Raw genomic sequence first — 15,451 nt, 5'->3', positions numbered from 1 at the left:
CTAGCGGGCCTCCGGGGGCCGCTGGCGCGGCATGTTCGGCCGGGTCCCTGGCGGCAGCGGGAAGCGGCCCGAGGGGTAGGAGATCTCCGCCCGCGCGGGCATCACGCCCACCGCCTGGAGCGCCAGCGGCGCCGGCCCCGAGCGGAACTCGACCATCCAGTCCGCGGTCTCCGCCCGTACGAGCTCGGTCACGTCCTCCGAGAAGCGGCGCAGCACGCCGAGACATCGCTCGGCCGCCTCGCTCGCGGTGCCCTCCGTGGGGCCCAGGACCTCCCTGACGCTCTCCGAGGCCCAGTCGAACTGAAGGGCCTGCAGACGGCGCTGCACGGCCTGTGCCGTCGCCACGTCCCTTATCCAGCCCGACGTCAGCCCGAAGTACCGGTCGCAGGCCATGCAGGCGGCGCCGAGCAGCAGCGACAGATAGCCCCAGCCGGCCGTGCCCTCGGCCGCCCCGGTCAGGTCGAGCAGCGGCAGCGCGGCGCCCGCGATCACGCCGACGGCGGTGCCGATCCGCAGGATCCGGGCGCTGCGGCGCTTCCAGACGCGGTCGGAGAGGTACCACTCGGCGGTGCGCAGAGCGTTGGACTCGACCCAGCGGTACAGCTCGTCGAGCCGCTCGGCGGGCTCGCCCCAGTCGCCCAGGGGAAACGGCGTACCGGTCAGATCGCGATCCGGTCGCTCTGTGTCTTCCGTGTTCTCCCCGGACTGCCCCGGTGGCTGCATCTCCGGCTGCTGGCTCACCGGGGGACTCCTCTGTTCAGCTCAGCGCGTGTGTCCTTCTGTGACGTGCGGTGCACGTGGTGCCTGCCCTTCCTACCGCCGAATGGTGGGCGGTGTGCCCGGAATCCCAGGATTTCCGCCCGCAAGAGGGTGTTGATCAGGTAGAGGAGTCCGCAGTTTCTCACTCGAAAGAGTGATGGAGGCAGGGTGGGCGGTGACCACGTAGGCTCGGGCGTACCCGACATACGGACGTACCGAACCTCAGGAGTGACCGTGATTCCCGGTGGTGGCCAGCCCAACATGCAGCAGCTTCTCCAGCAGGCCCAGAAGATGCAGCAGGACCTCGCCCGTGCCCAGGAGGAGCTGGCCGCGACCGAGGTCGAGGGGCAGGCGGGCGGCGGCCTGGTCAAGGCGACCGTCACCGGCTCCGGCGAGCTGCGCGGCCTGGTGATCGACCCCAAGGCGGTCGACCCGGAGGACACGGAGACGCTGGCCGACCTGGTCGTGGCCGCCGTGCAGGCGGCCGGTGAGAACGCGCAGCAGCTCCAGCAGGCGAAGCTGGGCCCGCTGGCGCAGGGCATGGGCGGTATGCCGGGCCTGGGCTTCTGAGCCTCGTCCCATTGTGGCCTTCTGCGGGCTTCTAAGGCTCGCTTTCAGCCACTACCGTAAGAATCAAGCACCCCCGAGAAGGGCGTTCCGTTGTACGAAGGCGTGGTTCAGGACCTCATCGACGAACTGGGCAGACTGCCCGGCGTCGGTCCCAAGAGCGCGCAGCGGATCGCCTTCCACATCCTCCAGGCCGAGCCCACCGACGTACGGCGGCTGGCGCACGCCCTCCTGGAGGTCAAGGAGAAGGTCAGGTTCTGCGCGGTCTGCGGCAATGTGGCGCAGCAGGAGCAGTGCAACATCTGCCGGGATCCGAGGCGCGACCTGACCGTCATCTGTGTGGTCGAGGAGCCGAAGGACGTCGTGGCGATCGAACGGACTCGCGAGTTCCGGGGGCGTTACCACGTCCTCGGCGGTGCGATCAGCCCGATCGAGGGCGTCGGCCCTGACGACCTGCGCATCCGCGAGCTCCTCGCACGGCTCGCGGACGGCGCCGTCACCGAACTGATCCTCGCGACCGACCCGAACCTGGAGGGCGAGGCCACCGCGACCTACCTGGCGCGGATGATCAAGCCCATGGGGCTGAAGGTGACCCGGCTCGCGAGCGGGCTCCCGGTCGGCGGCGACCTGGAGTACGCCGACGAGGTGACCCTCGGCCGCGCCTTCGAGGGGCGGAGGCTGCTAGATGTATGACGACCGGGCCCGCGCGCTCTCAGGGAGGCTCCTCGATGTCTGACCCCACGCTGCACTCGACCACGCAGAACCCCGACGACTTCGCGGTCCAGATCGCCGACTCCATCGAGAGCTTCATCGTGGCGACCACCGAGGTCGCCAAGGGCGACGAGCCGGACAGCGCCGTGCCCTTCCTGCTCCTGGAGATCTCGCAGCTGCTCCTGGCCGGCGGCCGGCTCGGCGCGCACGAGGACATCGTCCCGGACGAGCAGTACGAGACCGACACGGGCCCCGAGCCCGACGTGGACGACCTGCGCGAGCGCTTCGCCGTGCTCCTCGACCCGGTCGACGTCTTCTCCGAGGTCTTCGACCCGTACGAGCCGCGCAAGGCCCCGGTCCCGGCCCGGATCTCCGACAACCTCGCGGACATCGTCACCGACCTGCGGCACGGCCTGGCCCACTACCGGTCGGGGCGTGTCAGCGAGGCGCTGTGGTGGTGGCAGTTCTCGTACTTCTCGAACTGGGGCCCCACCGCCTCGGCCACCCTCCGCGCCCTCCAGTCGCTCGTCGCCCACGTCCGCCTCGACCAGCCGCTCGCGGAGCTGGACGGGCTCGACACGGACGAGGACCTGGCGGAGGAGGAGCTCGCGGAGGAGGCGGGCCGCGTGATGATCGAGGAGATCGCGGGGCCGCTGGGCCTGCGGGCACTCAGGAAGTGAACTGACGGACCGCTCCGGCCCGCCCAAGCCGTCATGGGCCAGGGACAGTCGACCGCGGGTATCCGGCAACTCGCCTGCGAACCGCTCCCGTTGGGCGGCCGAGTCCCGCATCATGGCCCCATGGCAGCAACCGCCCCCTCGAAGGCCCTTCTCCGGAGCGGAATCGGCGTAGCCGCAGCCGGAGTTCTCGCTCTCCTCGTCGTCGCGTTCGCCGACCTCGGCACGGCCGATCAGATCGCCAGCGTCACCGGTGCCGTGCTCGCCCTCGCCGGGCTGGGGCTGTCGCTCTGGGCGCAGTTCGGGCGCGGCGGCCAGGCCTCGGTGGAGGCCTCCGGCGCCCGATCCGTCGCCGTCGGCGGGAGCATCGGCGCCGTCGTCACCGGCGACGGCGTGCAGGCGCCGCCCGTGCCGCCCGCCACGCCTGCCGGCGGCACGGCTGCCTCCGGGCCCGTGACCGCCTCCGGGCCCGTGACCGCCTCCGGGCCCGTGACCGCCTCCGGGCCCGTGACCGCCTCCGGCCCCGTCACCGCCTCAGGCCCCGTGACCGCCTCCGGCGAGCGTTCCGTCGCCGCCGGTGGTGACATCGGGAGCGTGTCCACGGGCGACGCGTGAGCGGGGCCGTCTCCGCCTCGGGGGACCGCTCCGTCGCGGCCGGCGGGGACATCGGGTGGGTGCACACCGGCGACCGGGTGACCGCGCTGCCGCCGGAGGCCCTCGCGCCGGTGGTCTGCCCGCCCGGACTCGTCAACGTGCCCCGCAAGGCCGCCCACTTCGTGGGGCGCGGGGAGGAAGGCGCCCTGCTCGACGAGGAGTCGGAGACCGTCGTGATCAGCGGCCTCGGCGGGGTGGGGAAGTCCTCGCTCGCCGCCCGCTGGGCCCTCCGGCAGGCGGCGCACCGCAACCCCGTCTGGTGGATCACCGCGGAGAGCCGCGCGGACGTGGACGCCGGGCTCGCCGCCCTCGCCGCCGCGATGCAGCCCGCGCTGATCGACGTACTCCCGCAGGAGGCCCTGCGCGAGCGGGCGTTGCAGTGGCTGTCCGCGCACGACGGCTGGCTGCTCGTCCTCGACAACGTCACCGATCCGGATGATGTGGCGGGCCTGCTGGCCCGGGCCGGCCGGGGGCGGATCGTCGTCACCAGCCGGACGACGGACGCCTGGTACGGGATCGGGCGGGTCCTCACGCTGCCCGTGCTGCCGGCCGGCGAGGCCGTGGAGCTGTTCACCCGGGTCGCCACCCACGCGGGACCCCGGGACACGACCGGGGCCGAGGAGCTCTGCGAGACCCTCGGGCAGTTGCCGCTGGCCGTCGAGATCGCCGCCGCGTACTGCGGGCGTACGGCCACGTCCCCGCTCGCCTACCTGGCGGAGCTGGGCCGGAGCGGCGGACTCGGCAACGCGGAGGAGGCCGTCGCCCGGGCGTTGCGCGTCACGCTCAACCGGCTCTCCGCCACGGTCCCGTACGCGGCGGGGACGCTCCGGCTGCTCGGCTGGTTCGCCCCCGACCGGATTCCCGCGCTGCTCCTGCCGCCGTTCCCCGGCGTCCGAGAGGCACTCGGGGAGCTGGCCGCGCACAGCATGGTCACCCTGCACGAGGACGGCTCGGTCTCCGTCCACCGGCTCGTGCAGGCCGTCGCCCGCCGTCCGCCCCCCGGGGACGAGCATGAGCAGCGGGAGGCGATCGAGCGGGTCCGCAGGCTCGCGGAGACGGCATTCGGGGTCGCCGCACCGCTGGACGACGTGGACCCGGCCGACTGGGAGACGTGGCGGGTGCTGTTGCCGCACGTCGAGGCCTACCTGCGGTGCACCGACCCCGCGGGGGACGGCGAGGCCCTGCTTCCCGTGCTGGTCGCCGCGAGCGGGTACCTGAGTCTGAACGGGCTGTACGAGGAGGCGGCCGACGTGGCCGAGCGCACGCTGGCCGGCTGTGAGCGGCTGATCGGCCCGGACGATCCGGTCACCCTCGGCTTGCGCGGCGCACTGGCCGGGACCCTCGCCTCGGCGGGACGCGCGGACGAGGCGATCGAGGCGGCGGCCGCGGTGGTGCGGAGCACGACCGAGGTGCTGGGAGCCGACGACACTCACACGCTCAAGGCGCGGTGCTGCCTCGCGACGGCCCATGTGAAGGCCGGGCTGGTCCACAGGGCGGTCATCCTTCAGGAGAGCGTGCTCGTGGACATGGTCCGTGTCCTGGGCGCGAAGGACCGGGAGACGTTGGTGGCCTGCTCCGAGCTCGCCGGGATCTACCGGGCCGTGAACCGGACCCTCGACGCCGTCATGCTGGGCGCGCACGCGGTGGCCGAGATGAGCGTGGTCCTCGGTGAGGAGGACCTGGACACCCTGATCGCCCGGATCAACCTGGCCGGGTTGTACGCCGGAGCGGGGGCGACGGACCGGGCCCGCGCCGACTACGCGGAGCTGCTGACCGTCTGCGTACGCCTCTTCGGCGACGACCACCCGTACACCGTCCACGTACGCGAGGCCCTCGACGCGCCATGGCTGCACGACGCGCAGGGGCCGGACGACGAGCAGGGGCCGGACGACGAGCAGGGGCCGGAATGATCACGTAGTGAGCGGCGCGTCTCACCATCCGATATCACGCTGGTGTTTTCGGGTCGCTCGTTAGACTGAGCCGATCGCAGCGCCGGCTGCGGCACACACTGAGCGAGGAGCGCACGTGGGCCTTGTCGTGCAGAAGTACGGAGGCTCCTCCGTTGCCGATGCCGAAGGCATCAAGCGCGTCGCCAAGCGGATCGTGGATGCCAAGAAGAACGGCCACCAGGTGGTCGTCGTGGTTTCCGCGATGGGCGACACGACGGACGAGTTGATCGATCTCGCCGAGCAGGTATCCCCGATCCCTGCCGGGCGTGAGTTCGACATGCTGCTGACCGCCGGAGAGCGGATCTCCATGGCCCTGCTGGCCATGGCGATCAAAAACCTGGGCCACGAGGCCCAGTCGTTCACGGGCAGCCAGGCCGGTGTCATCACCGACTCGGTCCACAACAAAGCGCGCATCATCGATGTCACGCCGGGCCGGATCCGCACCGCCCTCGACGAGGGCAACATCGCCATCGTCGCCGGCTTCCAGGGTGTGTCCCAGGACAAGAAGGACATCACCACGCTGGGCCGTGGCGGTTCCGACACCACCGCCGTGGCGCTCGCCGCCGCGCTCGACGCCGAGGTCTGCGAGATCTACACCGACGTCGACGGTGTGTTCACGGCCGACCCGCGCGTCGTGAAGAAGGCGAAGAAGATCGACTGGATCTCCTTCGAGGACATGCTGGAGCTCGCCGCCTCCGGCTCCAAGGTGCTGCTGCACCGGTGCGTCGAGTACGCGCGTCGCTACAACATCCCGATCCACGTCCGCTCGTCCTTCTCGGGACTGCAGGGCACCTGGGTCAGCAACGAGCCGCAAGGGGACCGCAAGGTGGAGCAGGCCATCATCTCGGGCGTCGCCCACGACACCTCCGAGGCGAAGATCACCGTCGTCGGCGTGCCGGACAAGCCGGGCGAGGCCGCGGCCATCTTCCGCGCCGTCGCGGACGCCGAGATCAACATCGACATGATCGTGCAGAACGTGTCCGCCGCCTCCACCGGCCTCACGGACATCTCCTTCACCCTCCCCAAGGCCGAGGGCCGCAAGGCCATCGACGCCCTGGAGAAGGCGAAGACCGCGATCGGCTTCGACTCGCTGCGCTACGACGACCAGATCGGCAAGATCTCCCTGGTCGGCGCCGGTATGAAGACCAACCCGGGCGTCACCGCGGACTTCTTCAAGGCGCTCTCCGACGCGGGTGTGAACATCGAGCTCATCTCGACCTCCGAGATCCGCATCTCGGTCGTCACCCGCGCCGACGACGTCAACGAGGCCGTGCGCGCCGTCCACTCCGCCTTCGGACTGGACAGCGACTCGGACGAGGCCGTCGTCTATGGAGGCACCGGCCGATGACGTCGAAGCCGACGCTCGCGGTCGTCGGTGCGACCGGAGCCGTCGGCTCGGTGATGCTCCAGATGCTCACGCACCACGCGGACGTCTGGGGCGAGATACGCCTCCTCGACTCCCCGGGGACGGCCGGCTCCATGGCCGCCGTCCGCGGGGAGGAGTGCGAGATCCTCGCGCTCGGCGAGGAGTCCCTGGACGGCGTCGACCTGGCGCTCTTCCTCGCGCCCGACGCGGTGGCGGCGCAGTGGGCGCCCATCGCCGTCGCCAAGGGCGCGGTCGTCGTGGACACCTCCGCGGCCTTCCGGGGCGACCCGGACGTGCCGCTCGTGGTCCCCGAGGTCAATCCGCACGCGGCGCGCGTACGCCCCCGCGGCATCGTCGCGAGCCCGGGCTGCACCACGCTCGCGCTGATCGCCGCCGTGGGCGCCCTGCACGCCGAGTTCGGGGTCGCCGAACTGGTCGTCACCGCCCAGCAGGCGGCGAGCGGCCCCGGGGCCGGCCAGGCGGGCGTCGACGCCCTCCGCGCGCAGCTGGGCCTGGTGGCCGGCGACGGCGAGCTGGGCACGCACCCCGGTGACGTACGACGGGCCGTCGGCGAGGCCGAAGGGCCCTTCCCCGGTCCCCTCGCGCTCAACGTCCTGCCCTGGTCGGGCACGGCGGGCGCCGACGGTGCCTCCTCGGAGGAGGAGCGCGTCCGGGACGAGACCCGCAGGATCCTCGGCCTGCCGGCACTGCGGATCGCCGCCACCTGTCTGCGGGTGCCCGTCGTGAGCGGGCACTCCGTCTCCGTGCACGCGCGTTTCGAACATCCCGTCACGGTGGGCCGCGCGCACGAGGTCCTGGCGACCTCGCCGGGTGTCGTGCTCTACGACGATCCCGCCACGGGCGACTTCCCCACCCCGGCCGACGTCGTCGGCACCGATCCCGCGTGGGTCGGACGGGTGCGGCGCTCCATGGACGACGAGCGCGCGCTCGATTTTTTCGTCTGCGCCGACAATCTCCGCAAGGGTGCCGCCCTGAACGCCCTGCAGATCGCGGAATCGGTTGTCACAGATTTGTAGGATCTGTGAACGAGCTGTGAGCAAAAAGGCGTCAGAAACCCCTTGAACTGCGGTGATGCGGTGTCCGACGATGCACTTCCCCCTTGCTGCAACCAACAGTTGGGTGGGGCGCGTCTCTGCGTTCACCCACGGTCGTGTGGTGTGGGACACGCTGGGAAAGCGGGGCATCGGGGGGGAACGGTTACGCATGAGGACATACGGGGCACCGTCAAATTCGGTGGCGAACGCGTACAACCCTGTCGGGGAGACGCGTGTCCAACAGACGTGGCAGAGGTTCTCGACATCCCGGCAATCGCCCCGCTGCGCGGCGCAGGCACAGCGATGCTCCCCGCGCGGGGCAGCACCGTCGTCGCCGTACGCGGCTCCGCGGTCCGTCCGTTCGGACGACCGCGCGGACTCGGCGGCATGCCGGTGATCGCTCGCATGCCCACCGGATCCCGTACGAGCGCGGTGGACGGCATCCCGTCGCCCCGCACGAGTGCCGAAGGCACTGCCGCCATGGCGCCCGGCACCACCGTCGACCATCTCACCGAGACCTACCGCGCCCACTACCGGTCGCTGCTCGGTCTCGCGGCGCTCCTCCTCGACGACACGGCCTCCTGCGAGGACGTGGTCCAGGAGGCGTTCATCCGCGTCCACTCGGCCCGCAAGCGGGTGCGCGAGCCCGAGAAGACGCTCGCCTACCTGCGCCAGACCGTCGTCAACCTCTCCCGCTCCGCGCTGCGCCGGCGCATCCTCGGCCTCAAGCTGCTGTCCAAGCCGATGCCGGACATGGCCAGCGCGGAGGAGGGGGCGTACGACCAGCTGGAGCGGGACGACCTGATCAAGGCGATGAAGGGGCTCCAGCGGAGGCAGCGCGAGGTGCTCGTGCTGCGGTACTTCGCGGACATGACGGAGGCCCAGGTCGCCGAGACGCTCTCCATATCGCTGGGTTCGGTGAAGGCGTACGGCTCGCGGGGCATCGCGGCGCTGCGCGTCGCGATGGAGGCGAACGCATGAGCCACGAGGAGCGCGAGACGCGTGACGAGCGCGAGGTTCCCGAGGCTCGGGAGGCTTCCGAGGAGCGCGCGGCCTCCGAGGAACGCAAGGTTCCCGAGGAACGCAAGGTTCCCGAGGAACGCGAGGCCGGTGACGGGCACGAAGTCCGTGGCGGGCGCGAAGCCCGTGACGAGCACGAAGCCCGTGATGAACGTGACGACCTGAGTGGACGACGGATGCTGAACATCGAGCCCGATCCCGAGCCCGATTCCAAGCCTGATGCCCGGCCCAAGGCCGAGGCTGACGCCCAGTCCGATGCCGGGGCCGATCCCGACGGGACCGGTACCGACCTCGTCGATCCCGACGGGGCCGAAGAGGTCACCGGGGTCACCGAGGTCATCGAGGTCATCGAGGGCGGCGGGGACGACGAGCTCGCGCTGCGGCGGCTGCTCCACGGCGCGGTCGCCGGCCTGGAGCCCACCATGGGTTCGTTGGACCACCTGCGCCGTGCCGTGCCCGCGCGGCGCGCCCGCAAGCGGCAGGCCATCGTGGGCGCCGCCGCCGCGGCGGTCCTCATCGGGACGGCCGTGCCCGCCTTCGTGCACGTCGCGAGCTCGGGCGGGATCATCGCCGCCAACCCCGTGAACGCGGGACACGGCGAGGACGCCCAGGGCGGCACCGGCGCCGAGACGGGCGTCGAGGGAGGCCACTCCTCCAAGGCCCCCGCGAGCCAGGTGTCACCCAGCCAGGGCACGGTGGACGGTGCCACGGGCAAGCCGCAGCAGCCGGGGTCCGGTTCGCCCGGCGGCGGTGGCGGTCCACGGGTCTCGGGCGACCCGGTGTCCGGTGACGTCCCGCGGTGCGAGGCCGGCCAGCTCGGCGTCAGCTCGGCGCAGGGGGGCGGCGGCGGGGGGCCGGTGTACGGAAGCTTCCGCATCGCCAACGTCTCCGGACGGAGCTGCGTCGTGGACGGCAGCGGCATCGTCGGCTTCGAGGCCCGGGGCGCCGCCGACCCGTCGCGGATCTCGGTCGTCCGGCACACCTCCGGGGACGGCAGCGGACTGCCGGACCCCTCGCAGGAGTCCTCCGCGCTCGTCCTGAAGCCCGGCGGTTCCTACGAGGTGCAGTTCGCCTGGCTGCCGAGCGAGACCTGCCCGTCGACCGGCACCCCGCCGACCGAGCCGACTCCGACGGAGGAGCCGCCGACGGAGGAGCCGACCGCCCCGCCCACGACGGAACCCCCGACGGAGCCGCCGACCACCGCGCCTCCGACGGACGGCGCCACCTCGGACCCCGGCACGGGGACGGGGACCGGCACGGACACCGGGACCGGCACGGAGGCGGAGGCCGGTATGGCGCCGCAGCTCGTCCGTGAGGACGGCGTCCCGGCGGACGGCAGCGTCTCGGTCAGCCACACCGCGGAGCCGGGCGGCCCCGCCGCCGTGGCGACCGTCTCGAACGCCTGTGCGGGCACGATCTACCGGACCGGCCTCCTCGCCGGATCCTGAGCCGAGGGAAAAGGGCCTGGCGGACGACAGTCCTCCAGGCCCTTTCCCATGGGCTCTCGCCTTCGGGGCTTCTCCCTTGGGGGCACTTCCCTCGGGGGCACTTCCTCGGGGGCTTTCCCCTGGGGGGCACTTCCCTTGGCGGCACTTCCCTCGGGGGCTTTCCCCTTGGGGCTCTTCCCTACAGGCCCAGCGCCTCGTCCCGGGCGGCCTCCGCCTCGCGGCGCACGAGACGGAACCACATGAAGAGCACGAAGCCGGCGAAGACGAACCACTCCGCCGTGTAGCCGAGGTTCTGGAAGGCCTTCACGTCCAGGCTCGTGCCGGCGGCGGCCGTCGCCGGGACCGGGGTGAGACCGGCGGGGGAGTCCGCGACGGTGATCCACGCGTCGTACACCTCGTCGGTGACCACGTTCACCAGGGACGCCGCGCTGATCATGCCGAGCTGCCCCTCCGGCAGGCCGCCCGCGGTGTGGGCGCCCTTCGTCCCCGGGTTCTCCGAGGCCTGGAGCGCGCCCACCACCGTGACCTCGCCGGACGGCGGGGCCGGGGCCTTCGCGCCCGTGGGGAGCCAGCCCCGGACCACCGGCAGGGACCGGCCGCCGTCGGTCTTCAGCAGCGTCAGGACGTACGAGCCGGTGCGGCCGTCCAGGTCGCGCTCCGGGACGAGGAACTGCTCCCCGAACCGGCCGCGCGCCTCGGCGGAACGCCCCGAGGTCTCCTTGTCCACCGGCAGGAGGCTGTCCAGCGGCGCCGCCTTCAGCGAGTTCGCGGCAGGTCGCTCCTCGGCCTCCCGGTGGGAGGCGACGCGATCCTCGAACTTGCCCAGCTGCCAGGTCCCCATGAAGACGCAGAACGGGATCGCCAGCAGGACGAAGACGTTGATCCCCCACCAGCGGGGCGTTCTCAGGAACCGGTACACACCCCCACGGTACGCAAGCCGGATCAGCTTCCCGACGGCCGGGTACCCAGGTGCTTCGCGGCGAAGGCCAGGTCCAGGCCGACCTGCTTGATCCGCTCCTCCACCACGAGCGAGCCGTGGCCCGCGTCGTACCGGTACACCTCGTGGACCGCGTCCCGGGCCGCCAGCCGGTCCACGTAGTTGTCGATCTGCCGGATCGGGCAGCGCGGGTCGTTGACGCCGGCCGAGATGTGCACCGGGGCCTTCACCGCGTCCACGTACGTCAGCGGCGACGAGGCCGCGTACCGCTCGGGCACCTCCTCGGGCGAGCCGCCCAGCAGGGTCCGGTCCAGCGCCTTCAGGGCCTCCATCTCGTCCTCGTACGCCGTGACGTAGTCCGCGACCGGGACGGCGGCGAGGCCGACGGCCCAGGCGTCCGGCCGCGTGCCCAGACCGAGGAGCGTGAGGTAGCCGCCCCACGAGCCGCCGGACAGGACCAGGCGCGCCGGGTCGGCGAGGCCGCTCTTCACCGCCCACTCGCGGACCGCCTCGATGTCCTCCAGCTCGATCAGCCCGACCCGGTGCTTCAGGGCGTCCGTCCACTCCCGGCCGTACCCCGTCGAACCCCGGTAGTTGACCCGCACCACCGCGTATCCGTGGTCCACCCAGGCCGCCGGGCCCGAGGCGAAGGCGTCGCTGTCGTGCCAGGCGGGACCGCCGTGCACCTCGAAGACCGTGGGGAAGGGGCCCTCTCCCTCCGCGGGGCGCTGCACCAGCGCGTGGACCCGGCCGCCGGGGCCGTCCACCCACACGTCCTCCACCGGCACCGACGGCGGCGCCTTCGGGCCGGGCGGGTCGAGGACGATCCGGCCGTCCGTGGAGCGCACCACCGGCGGCTCGGCGGCCGAGGACCACAGGTACTCGACGCTGCCGTCGGGCCGGGCCGTCGCGCTCGACACCGAACCGGCCGGGGTCTCCACCCGGACCAGGGCGCGGGTGGCGATCTCGTACCGGAACAGCTCGCTGCGGGCCTCGAAGCTGTGCACGATCAGCAGGCCGGAGCCGTCCGGGTACCACTCCGCCGACACGTCGCCCGGCAGGTCGAGCCGGAGGTCGGTCTCGGCACCCGTCGCCACGTCCCAGAGCATCGGCTCCCAGCGGCCGCGCCGCTGGTGCCCGACGAGCAGCCGGGTGTCGCCCGCCACCGGGGCGAAGCCGAGGACCGCGAGCCCGAGCTCCTCCGTGCCGCCCTTGGTGTCGTCGAGCTCGGCCAGCACGCTCGCGTCCGAGGCGCGCAGCACACGCAGCGCCGAGTGCATCGCGTCGCCGTGCTCGGTGTGCTCGACGGCGATCAGGGAGCTGTCGTACGAGAGGTCGCCGACCCCGGCCGACTCCCGGTGCCGGTAGATCTCGACCGGGACGCCGGCCCCGGGACGTACGAGATGGACCGTCGACCCGTCCTCGTCCGTGGAGCGGCCGATCACGAGCGTGCCCTCCCGGCCGATGGCGAGACCGCCCGGATAGGAGGCGGCGAGGCCCGGCACGGCGGGCTCGTCCGCGCCGCCCGCGAACGGCTGGCGCATCCACACGCCGAACTCGTCCCCGTCGGTGTCCGCGAACCACCAGATCGACTCGCCGTCAGGGGAGAGCGTGCCGTCCGTCGTGCCGTTCGGCCGGTCCGTGACCTGCCGCTGCTCGCCGCTCGCCCGGTCCCAGGCGTACAGCTCGTACGTCCCCGTGGCGTTGGAGACGAACAGCGAGCGGTCGGGGGCCTCCTCGGCCCACTCGGGCAGGGAGACGCGCGGCGCGCGGAACCGCTGCTCCCACGCGGGGGTCTGGGTGAAGTCCTTGCTCTCAGTCATGGCACCCATCATGCTCCGCGCGGCAGACAATCCGGTCGCGTCGTCCGCAACCTGTGGATAACCTCGCCGACATGTACTCTCCGACCCCCGAGGACTGGCGCGAGGCCAATCGCGCACGCTGGGACGAGCGCGTCCCGATCCACGCCTCCAGCGCGTTCTACGACCTCGACTCCTTCCGCGCGGGCAAGGACGCCCTGCGGGACTTCGAGCTCGCGGAGGTCGGTGATGTCACCGGACGCTCCCTGCTCCACCTCCAGTGCCACATCGGCCTGGACACGCTCTCCTGGGCCCGCCACGGCGCCGCGCACGTCGTCGGCCTGGACTTCTCCGAGCCGGCCGTCGAGACCGCCCGCTCGCTCGCCGCCGACCTCGGGCTCTCCCAGGACCGCGCCGCCTTCGTCACCGCCGACGCGTACGACGCCGCCGAGGCCGTCCCGGACAGCTCGTACGACATCGTCTACACCGGCAGCGGGGCGCTGTCCTGGCTGCCCGACATCGAGCGCTGGGCGGAGACCGCCGCCTCGCTCGTCGCCCCGGGCGGCTTCCTCTACGTGGCCGAGTTCCATCCGATCACCGACTCGCTCGACGACGAGACCGGCAGCCGGATCGTGAACGACTACTTCGTCCGGGAGCCGTGGGTGGACACCGCGCCGGGCACGTACGCCGATCTCGACGCCGACACCGTCCACAACCGCAGCGTGGAGTGGGTGCACCCGGTCGGCGAGGTCGTCACGGCGATCGCGCGGGCGGGCCTGCGGGTCGAGTTCCTGCACGAGCACGACGCCTCGCTGTTCCCCCGCTACGGCGCGCTCCAGCGGCACGAGGACGGCTACTACCGCTTCCCGGCCGAGCGTCCCCGCATCCCGCTGATGTACTCGATCAAGGCGTCCCGCCCGGCCTGAGCCGGGTCCCTGACAGCCGGGTCCCTCATGGCCCGAGCCGGGTCGCTCACGGCCTGTTCAGCCTGATGACGGCGCGGCCGCCCTTCAGGTCCACCGTCGAGTGGTGCGGGGGCGCGCCGTCCTCCTCGTCGTCGCGCATCACCAGGGCGCTCTGGCGCTCCTTGAGCTCGTTCTGCTTGCCCTGCGAGAAGGTGGCGTGCAGCTGCTCGAAGCCGGTGGAGGAGACCTGGCCGGTGCGCTTGCCGCGCCCGGTCGCCCGCAGCAGCTGATCGGCGAAGGCGATCACCGTCAGCAGGATGACCAGTCCGGGCAGCGTCACGAACACGGCGAACTCCATGCCGCCATGACACCACGAGGGGCCGGTACGGGGGAACGTGCCGACCGGCCTCAGTTCGCCACGTCCGGCCGTATGTGGTGGGTCCGGCGCCCGTCCGGGCCGAGGACCTGCGCCCCGATCTTGTGGGTGCGCAGCGAGACCATGGTGCCGGTGATCCGCAGAGCGGGGGCGGCCCGCACGAGCGTCTCCGTCACCTCGTGCAGCTCCTCCACGGTGCGGAGCCACATCGCGAGCGCCAGGTTGTGCGGCCCCGTGACCGAGGTGATCACACGGGTGTGGCGCATCCGGGTCAGCGCCGCCACCGTCGGTGCCACCTCCAGGGGCGGCACGTCGGCCGTGACCAGCGCCCACACCGGGCGCCCGGAGAACCTCGGGGCCGGCAGGCAGTGGTGGTGGAGCGAGCCGACCGCCATGAGGCTGTCGAGCCTGCGCCGTACCGTCGACTCGCTCGTGGCGCACTGCCGGGCCAGCTCGGCGGCGCTGCGGCGGGCGTCCCCCGCCAGCTCCCCGACCAGCTTCCGGTCGAGTTCGGTGACGGGCGGATGCGCGCGGGCGGGTGTGCGAGGCCGCTTCTCCCCGCCCGTGACCTCCTTGAGGAGCCGGACCTGTCCCGGGGTGAGCTGCTCGATCCGTGACCGGTACGGGCGGTTGTGCAGCCGGGTGACGACCTGCGCACGGCAGCGGAGCACTCCGCGCAGTCGTCGTACCCGGCCCGCGAGGTAGGCGTCGAGGGCGTAGAGGTCCGGGCAGACCACGAGCAGCACCAGATCGGCGTCGCCGGTCACCTGGTGGACGCCGAGGGTGCACGGATCGTCCGCGAGCTCGATCGCGGTGGCCTCGGCGTCGCCCGCGACGCACTCGAGCTCGACCCAGGCGTACAGCGCGGCGTCCCCGTCGTGGGCGACGATCAGCGAACTCCAGGCCCAGCCGCCGGCCGTGAGGTGGTCCCAGCGCCGTGCGAGCGTGTCGGGGCTCGCTCCCAGGACGGTCGAGAGCTGGGTCCAACTCGCGCGCGGGGCGATCTGCAATGCGTGGATCAGTGACAGATCCGCTTCCCCCAGGACGGATTCCCCGGTATGCATGTGCCTCCTTGGCCGATCCCTGGGAAACCGTGGGTGTGGGGACCAGGGCACCCCAGGATGTGGACCGGGGCGTATGCATTCAAGCCTTGACGGCGGTTGTTCGCCATTGAGGCAGGCGTAAGTCACAGACACGGACAGGACACTGAGGGACGGAACGGGACAGG

Annotated in this window: 15 protein-coding genes; 10 read left to right on the top strand and 5 right to left on the bottom strand. The window is 72.2% G+C overall.

The window, feature by feature from the left end; genetic code table 11:
• Complete coding sequence (locus OG361_RS18630) at nucleotides 1–723, bottom strand: SLATT domain-containing protein (RefSeq protein WP_405862326.1); 723 nt, start codon at nucleotides 721–723, stop codon at nucleotides 1–3.
• A 270-nt stretch (nucleotides 724–993) separates the two neighbouring features.
• Here OG361_RS18630 and OG361_RS18625 point away from each other — a divergent pair, with 270 nt between their 5' ends.
• The 9 genes from OG361_RS18625 (at nucleotide 994) to OG361_RS18585 (ending at nucleotide 10,206) form a co-directional block, all read left to right on the top strand.
• Nucleotides 994–1,329: a YbaB/EbfC family nucleoid-associated protein gene (locus OG361_RS18625; protein WP_405854968.1), complete on the top strand. Its 336-nt coding sequence runs from the start codon at nucleotides 994–996 to the stop codon at nucleotides 1,327–1,329.
• Nucleotides 1,330–1,419: 90 nt separating this feature from the next.
• Entirely contained in the window at nucleotides 1,420–2,019 is a 600-nt protein-coding gene (recR, locus tag OG361_RS18620) for a recombination mediator RecR (RefSeq protein WP_017240166.1), read from the top strand.
• A 35-nt stretch (nucleotides 2,020–2,054) separates the two neighbouring features.
• Complete coding sequence (locus OG361_RS18615) at nucleotides 2,055–2,717, top strand: DUF5063 domain-containing protein (RefSeq protein ID WP_384563830.1); 663 nt, start codon at nucleotides 2,055–2,057, stop codon at nucleotides 2,715–2,717.
• Between the two features lie 120 nt (nucleotides 2,718–2,837).
• Complete coding sequence (locus tag OG361_RS18610; protein WP_405854965.1) at nucleotides 2,838–3,329, top strand: hypothetical protein; 492 nt, start codon at nucleotides 2,838–2,840, stop codon at nucleotides 3,327–3,329.
• Nucleotides 3,326–5,278: a tetratricopeptide repeat protein gene (locus tag OG361_RS18605; protein WP_405854963.1), complete on the top strand. Its 1,953-nt coding sequence runs from the start codon at nucleotides 3,326–3,328 to the stop codon at nucleotides 5,276–5,278. Before OG361_RS18610 ends, OG361_RS18605 begins: the two co-directional genes overlap by 4 nt.
• 115 nt (nucleotides 5,279–5,393) lie before the next feature.
• A complete protein-coding gene (locus OG361_RS18600) occupies nucleotides 5,394–6,665 on the top strand; it encodes an aspartate kinase (protein ID WP_405854961.1) in 1,272 nt (423 codons plus the stop codon).
• Nucleotides 6,662–7,720 carry an aspartate-semialdehyde dehydrogenase gene (locus OG361_RS18595; protein ID WP_405854959.1) on the top strand — a complete coding sequence of 353 codons (1,059 nt, stop codon included), beginning with the start codon at nucleotides 6,662–6,664 and terminating at the stop codon, nucleotides 7,718–7,720. Before OG361_RS18600 ends, OG361_RS18595 begins: the two co-directional genes overlap by 4 nt.
• A 264-nt stretch (nucleotides 7,721–7,984) precedes the next feature.
• Nucleotides 7,985–8,719 (top strand): SigE family RNA polymerase sigma factor, encoded by a 735-nt coding sequence (locus OG361_RS18590; protein WP_405854957.1) that lies wholly within the window; start codon nucleotides 7,985–7,987, stop codon nucleotides 8,717–8,719.
• Nucleotides 8,716–10,206, top strand: a complete 1,491-nt coding sequence (locus tag OG361_RS18585) for a hypothetical protein (RefSeq protein WP_405854955.1) — start codon at nucleotides 8,716–8,718, stop codon at nucleotides 10,204–10,206. The genes OG361_RS18590 and OG361_RS18585 overlap by 4 nt, the downstream gene beginning before the upstream one ends.
• 178 nt (nucleotides 10,207–10,384) lie before the next feature.
• On the opposite strand, the gene OG361_RS18580 is transcribed toward OG361_RS18585, so the two are convergent.
• Both OG361_RS18580 and OG361_RS18575 read right to left on the bottom strand, forming a co-directional pair.
• Complete coding sequence (locus OG361_RS18580; RefSeq protein WP_384563812.1) at nucleotides 10,385–11,125, bottom strand: SURF1 family protein; 741 nt, start codon at nucleotides 11,123–11,125, stop codon at nucleotides 10,385–10,387.
• A 23-nt stretch (nucleotides 11,126–11,148) separates the two neighbouring features.
• Complete coding sequence (locus OG361_RS18575; RefSeq protein ID WP_405854953.1) at nucleotides 11,149–12,975, bottom strand: prolyl oligopeptidase family serine peptidase; 1,827 nt, start codon at nucleotides 12,973–12,975, stop codon at nucleotides 11,149–11,151.
• A gap of 62 nt (nucleotides 12,976–13,037) precedes the next feature.
• On the opposite strand from OG361_RS18575, the gene OG361_RS18570 reads away from it, so the two are divergent.
• Nucleotides 13,038–13,868 carry a class I SAM-dependent methyltransferase gene (locus OG361_RS18570; RefSeq protein WP_405854951.1) on the top strand — a complete coding sequence of 277 codons (831 nt, stop codon included), beginning with the start codon at nucleotides 13,038–13,040 and terminating at the stop codon, nucleotides 13,866–13,868.
• Nucleotides 13,869–13,914: 46 nt separating this feature from the next.
• Here OG361_RS18570 and OG361_RS18565 read toward each other — a convergent pair whose 3' ends face one another.
• On the bottom strand, nucleotides 13,915–14,205 hold the full coding sequence (locus tag OG361_RS18565; protein ID WP_405854949.1) for a DUF6191 domain-containing protein: 291 nt from the start codon (nucleotides 14,203–14,205) through the stop codon (nucleotides 13,915–13,917).
• A 50-nt stretch (nucleotides 14,206–14,255) separates the two neighbouring features.
• Entirely contained in the window at nucleotides 14,256–15,287 is a 1,032-nt protein-coding gene (locus OG361_RS18560; RefSeq protein WP_405854947.1) for an Lrp/AsnC family transcriptional regulator, read from the bottom strand.
• Between the last annotated feature and the right edge of the window lie 164 nt (nucleotides 15,288–15,451).

The organism is Streptomyces sp. NBC_00090 (assembly GCF_045160815.1).
Taxonomy (GTDB): Bacteria; Actinomycetota; Actinomycetes; order Streptomycetales; family Streptomycetaceae; genus Streptomyces.
Note: the sequence above shows the minus strand (reverse complement) of the source record. Positions and strands in the feature narration are given on the sequence as shown.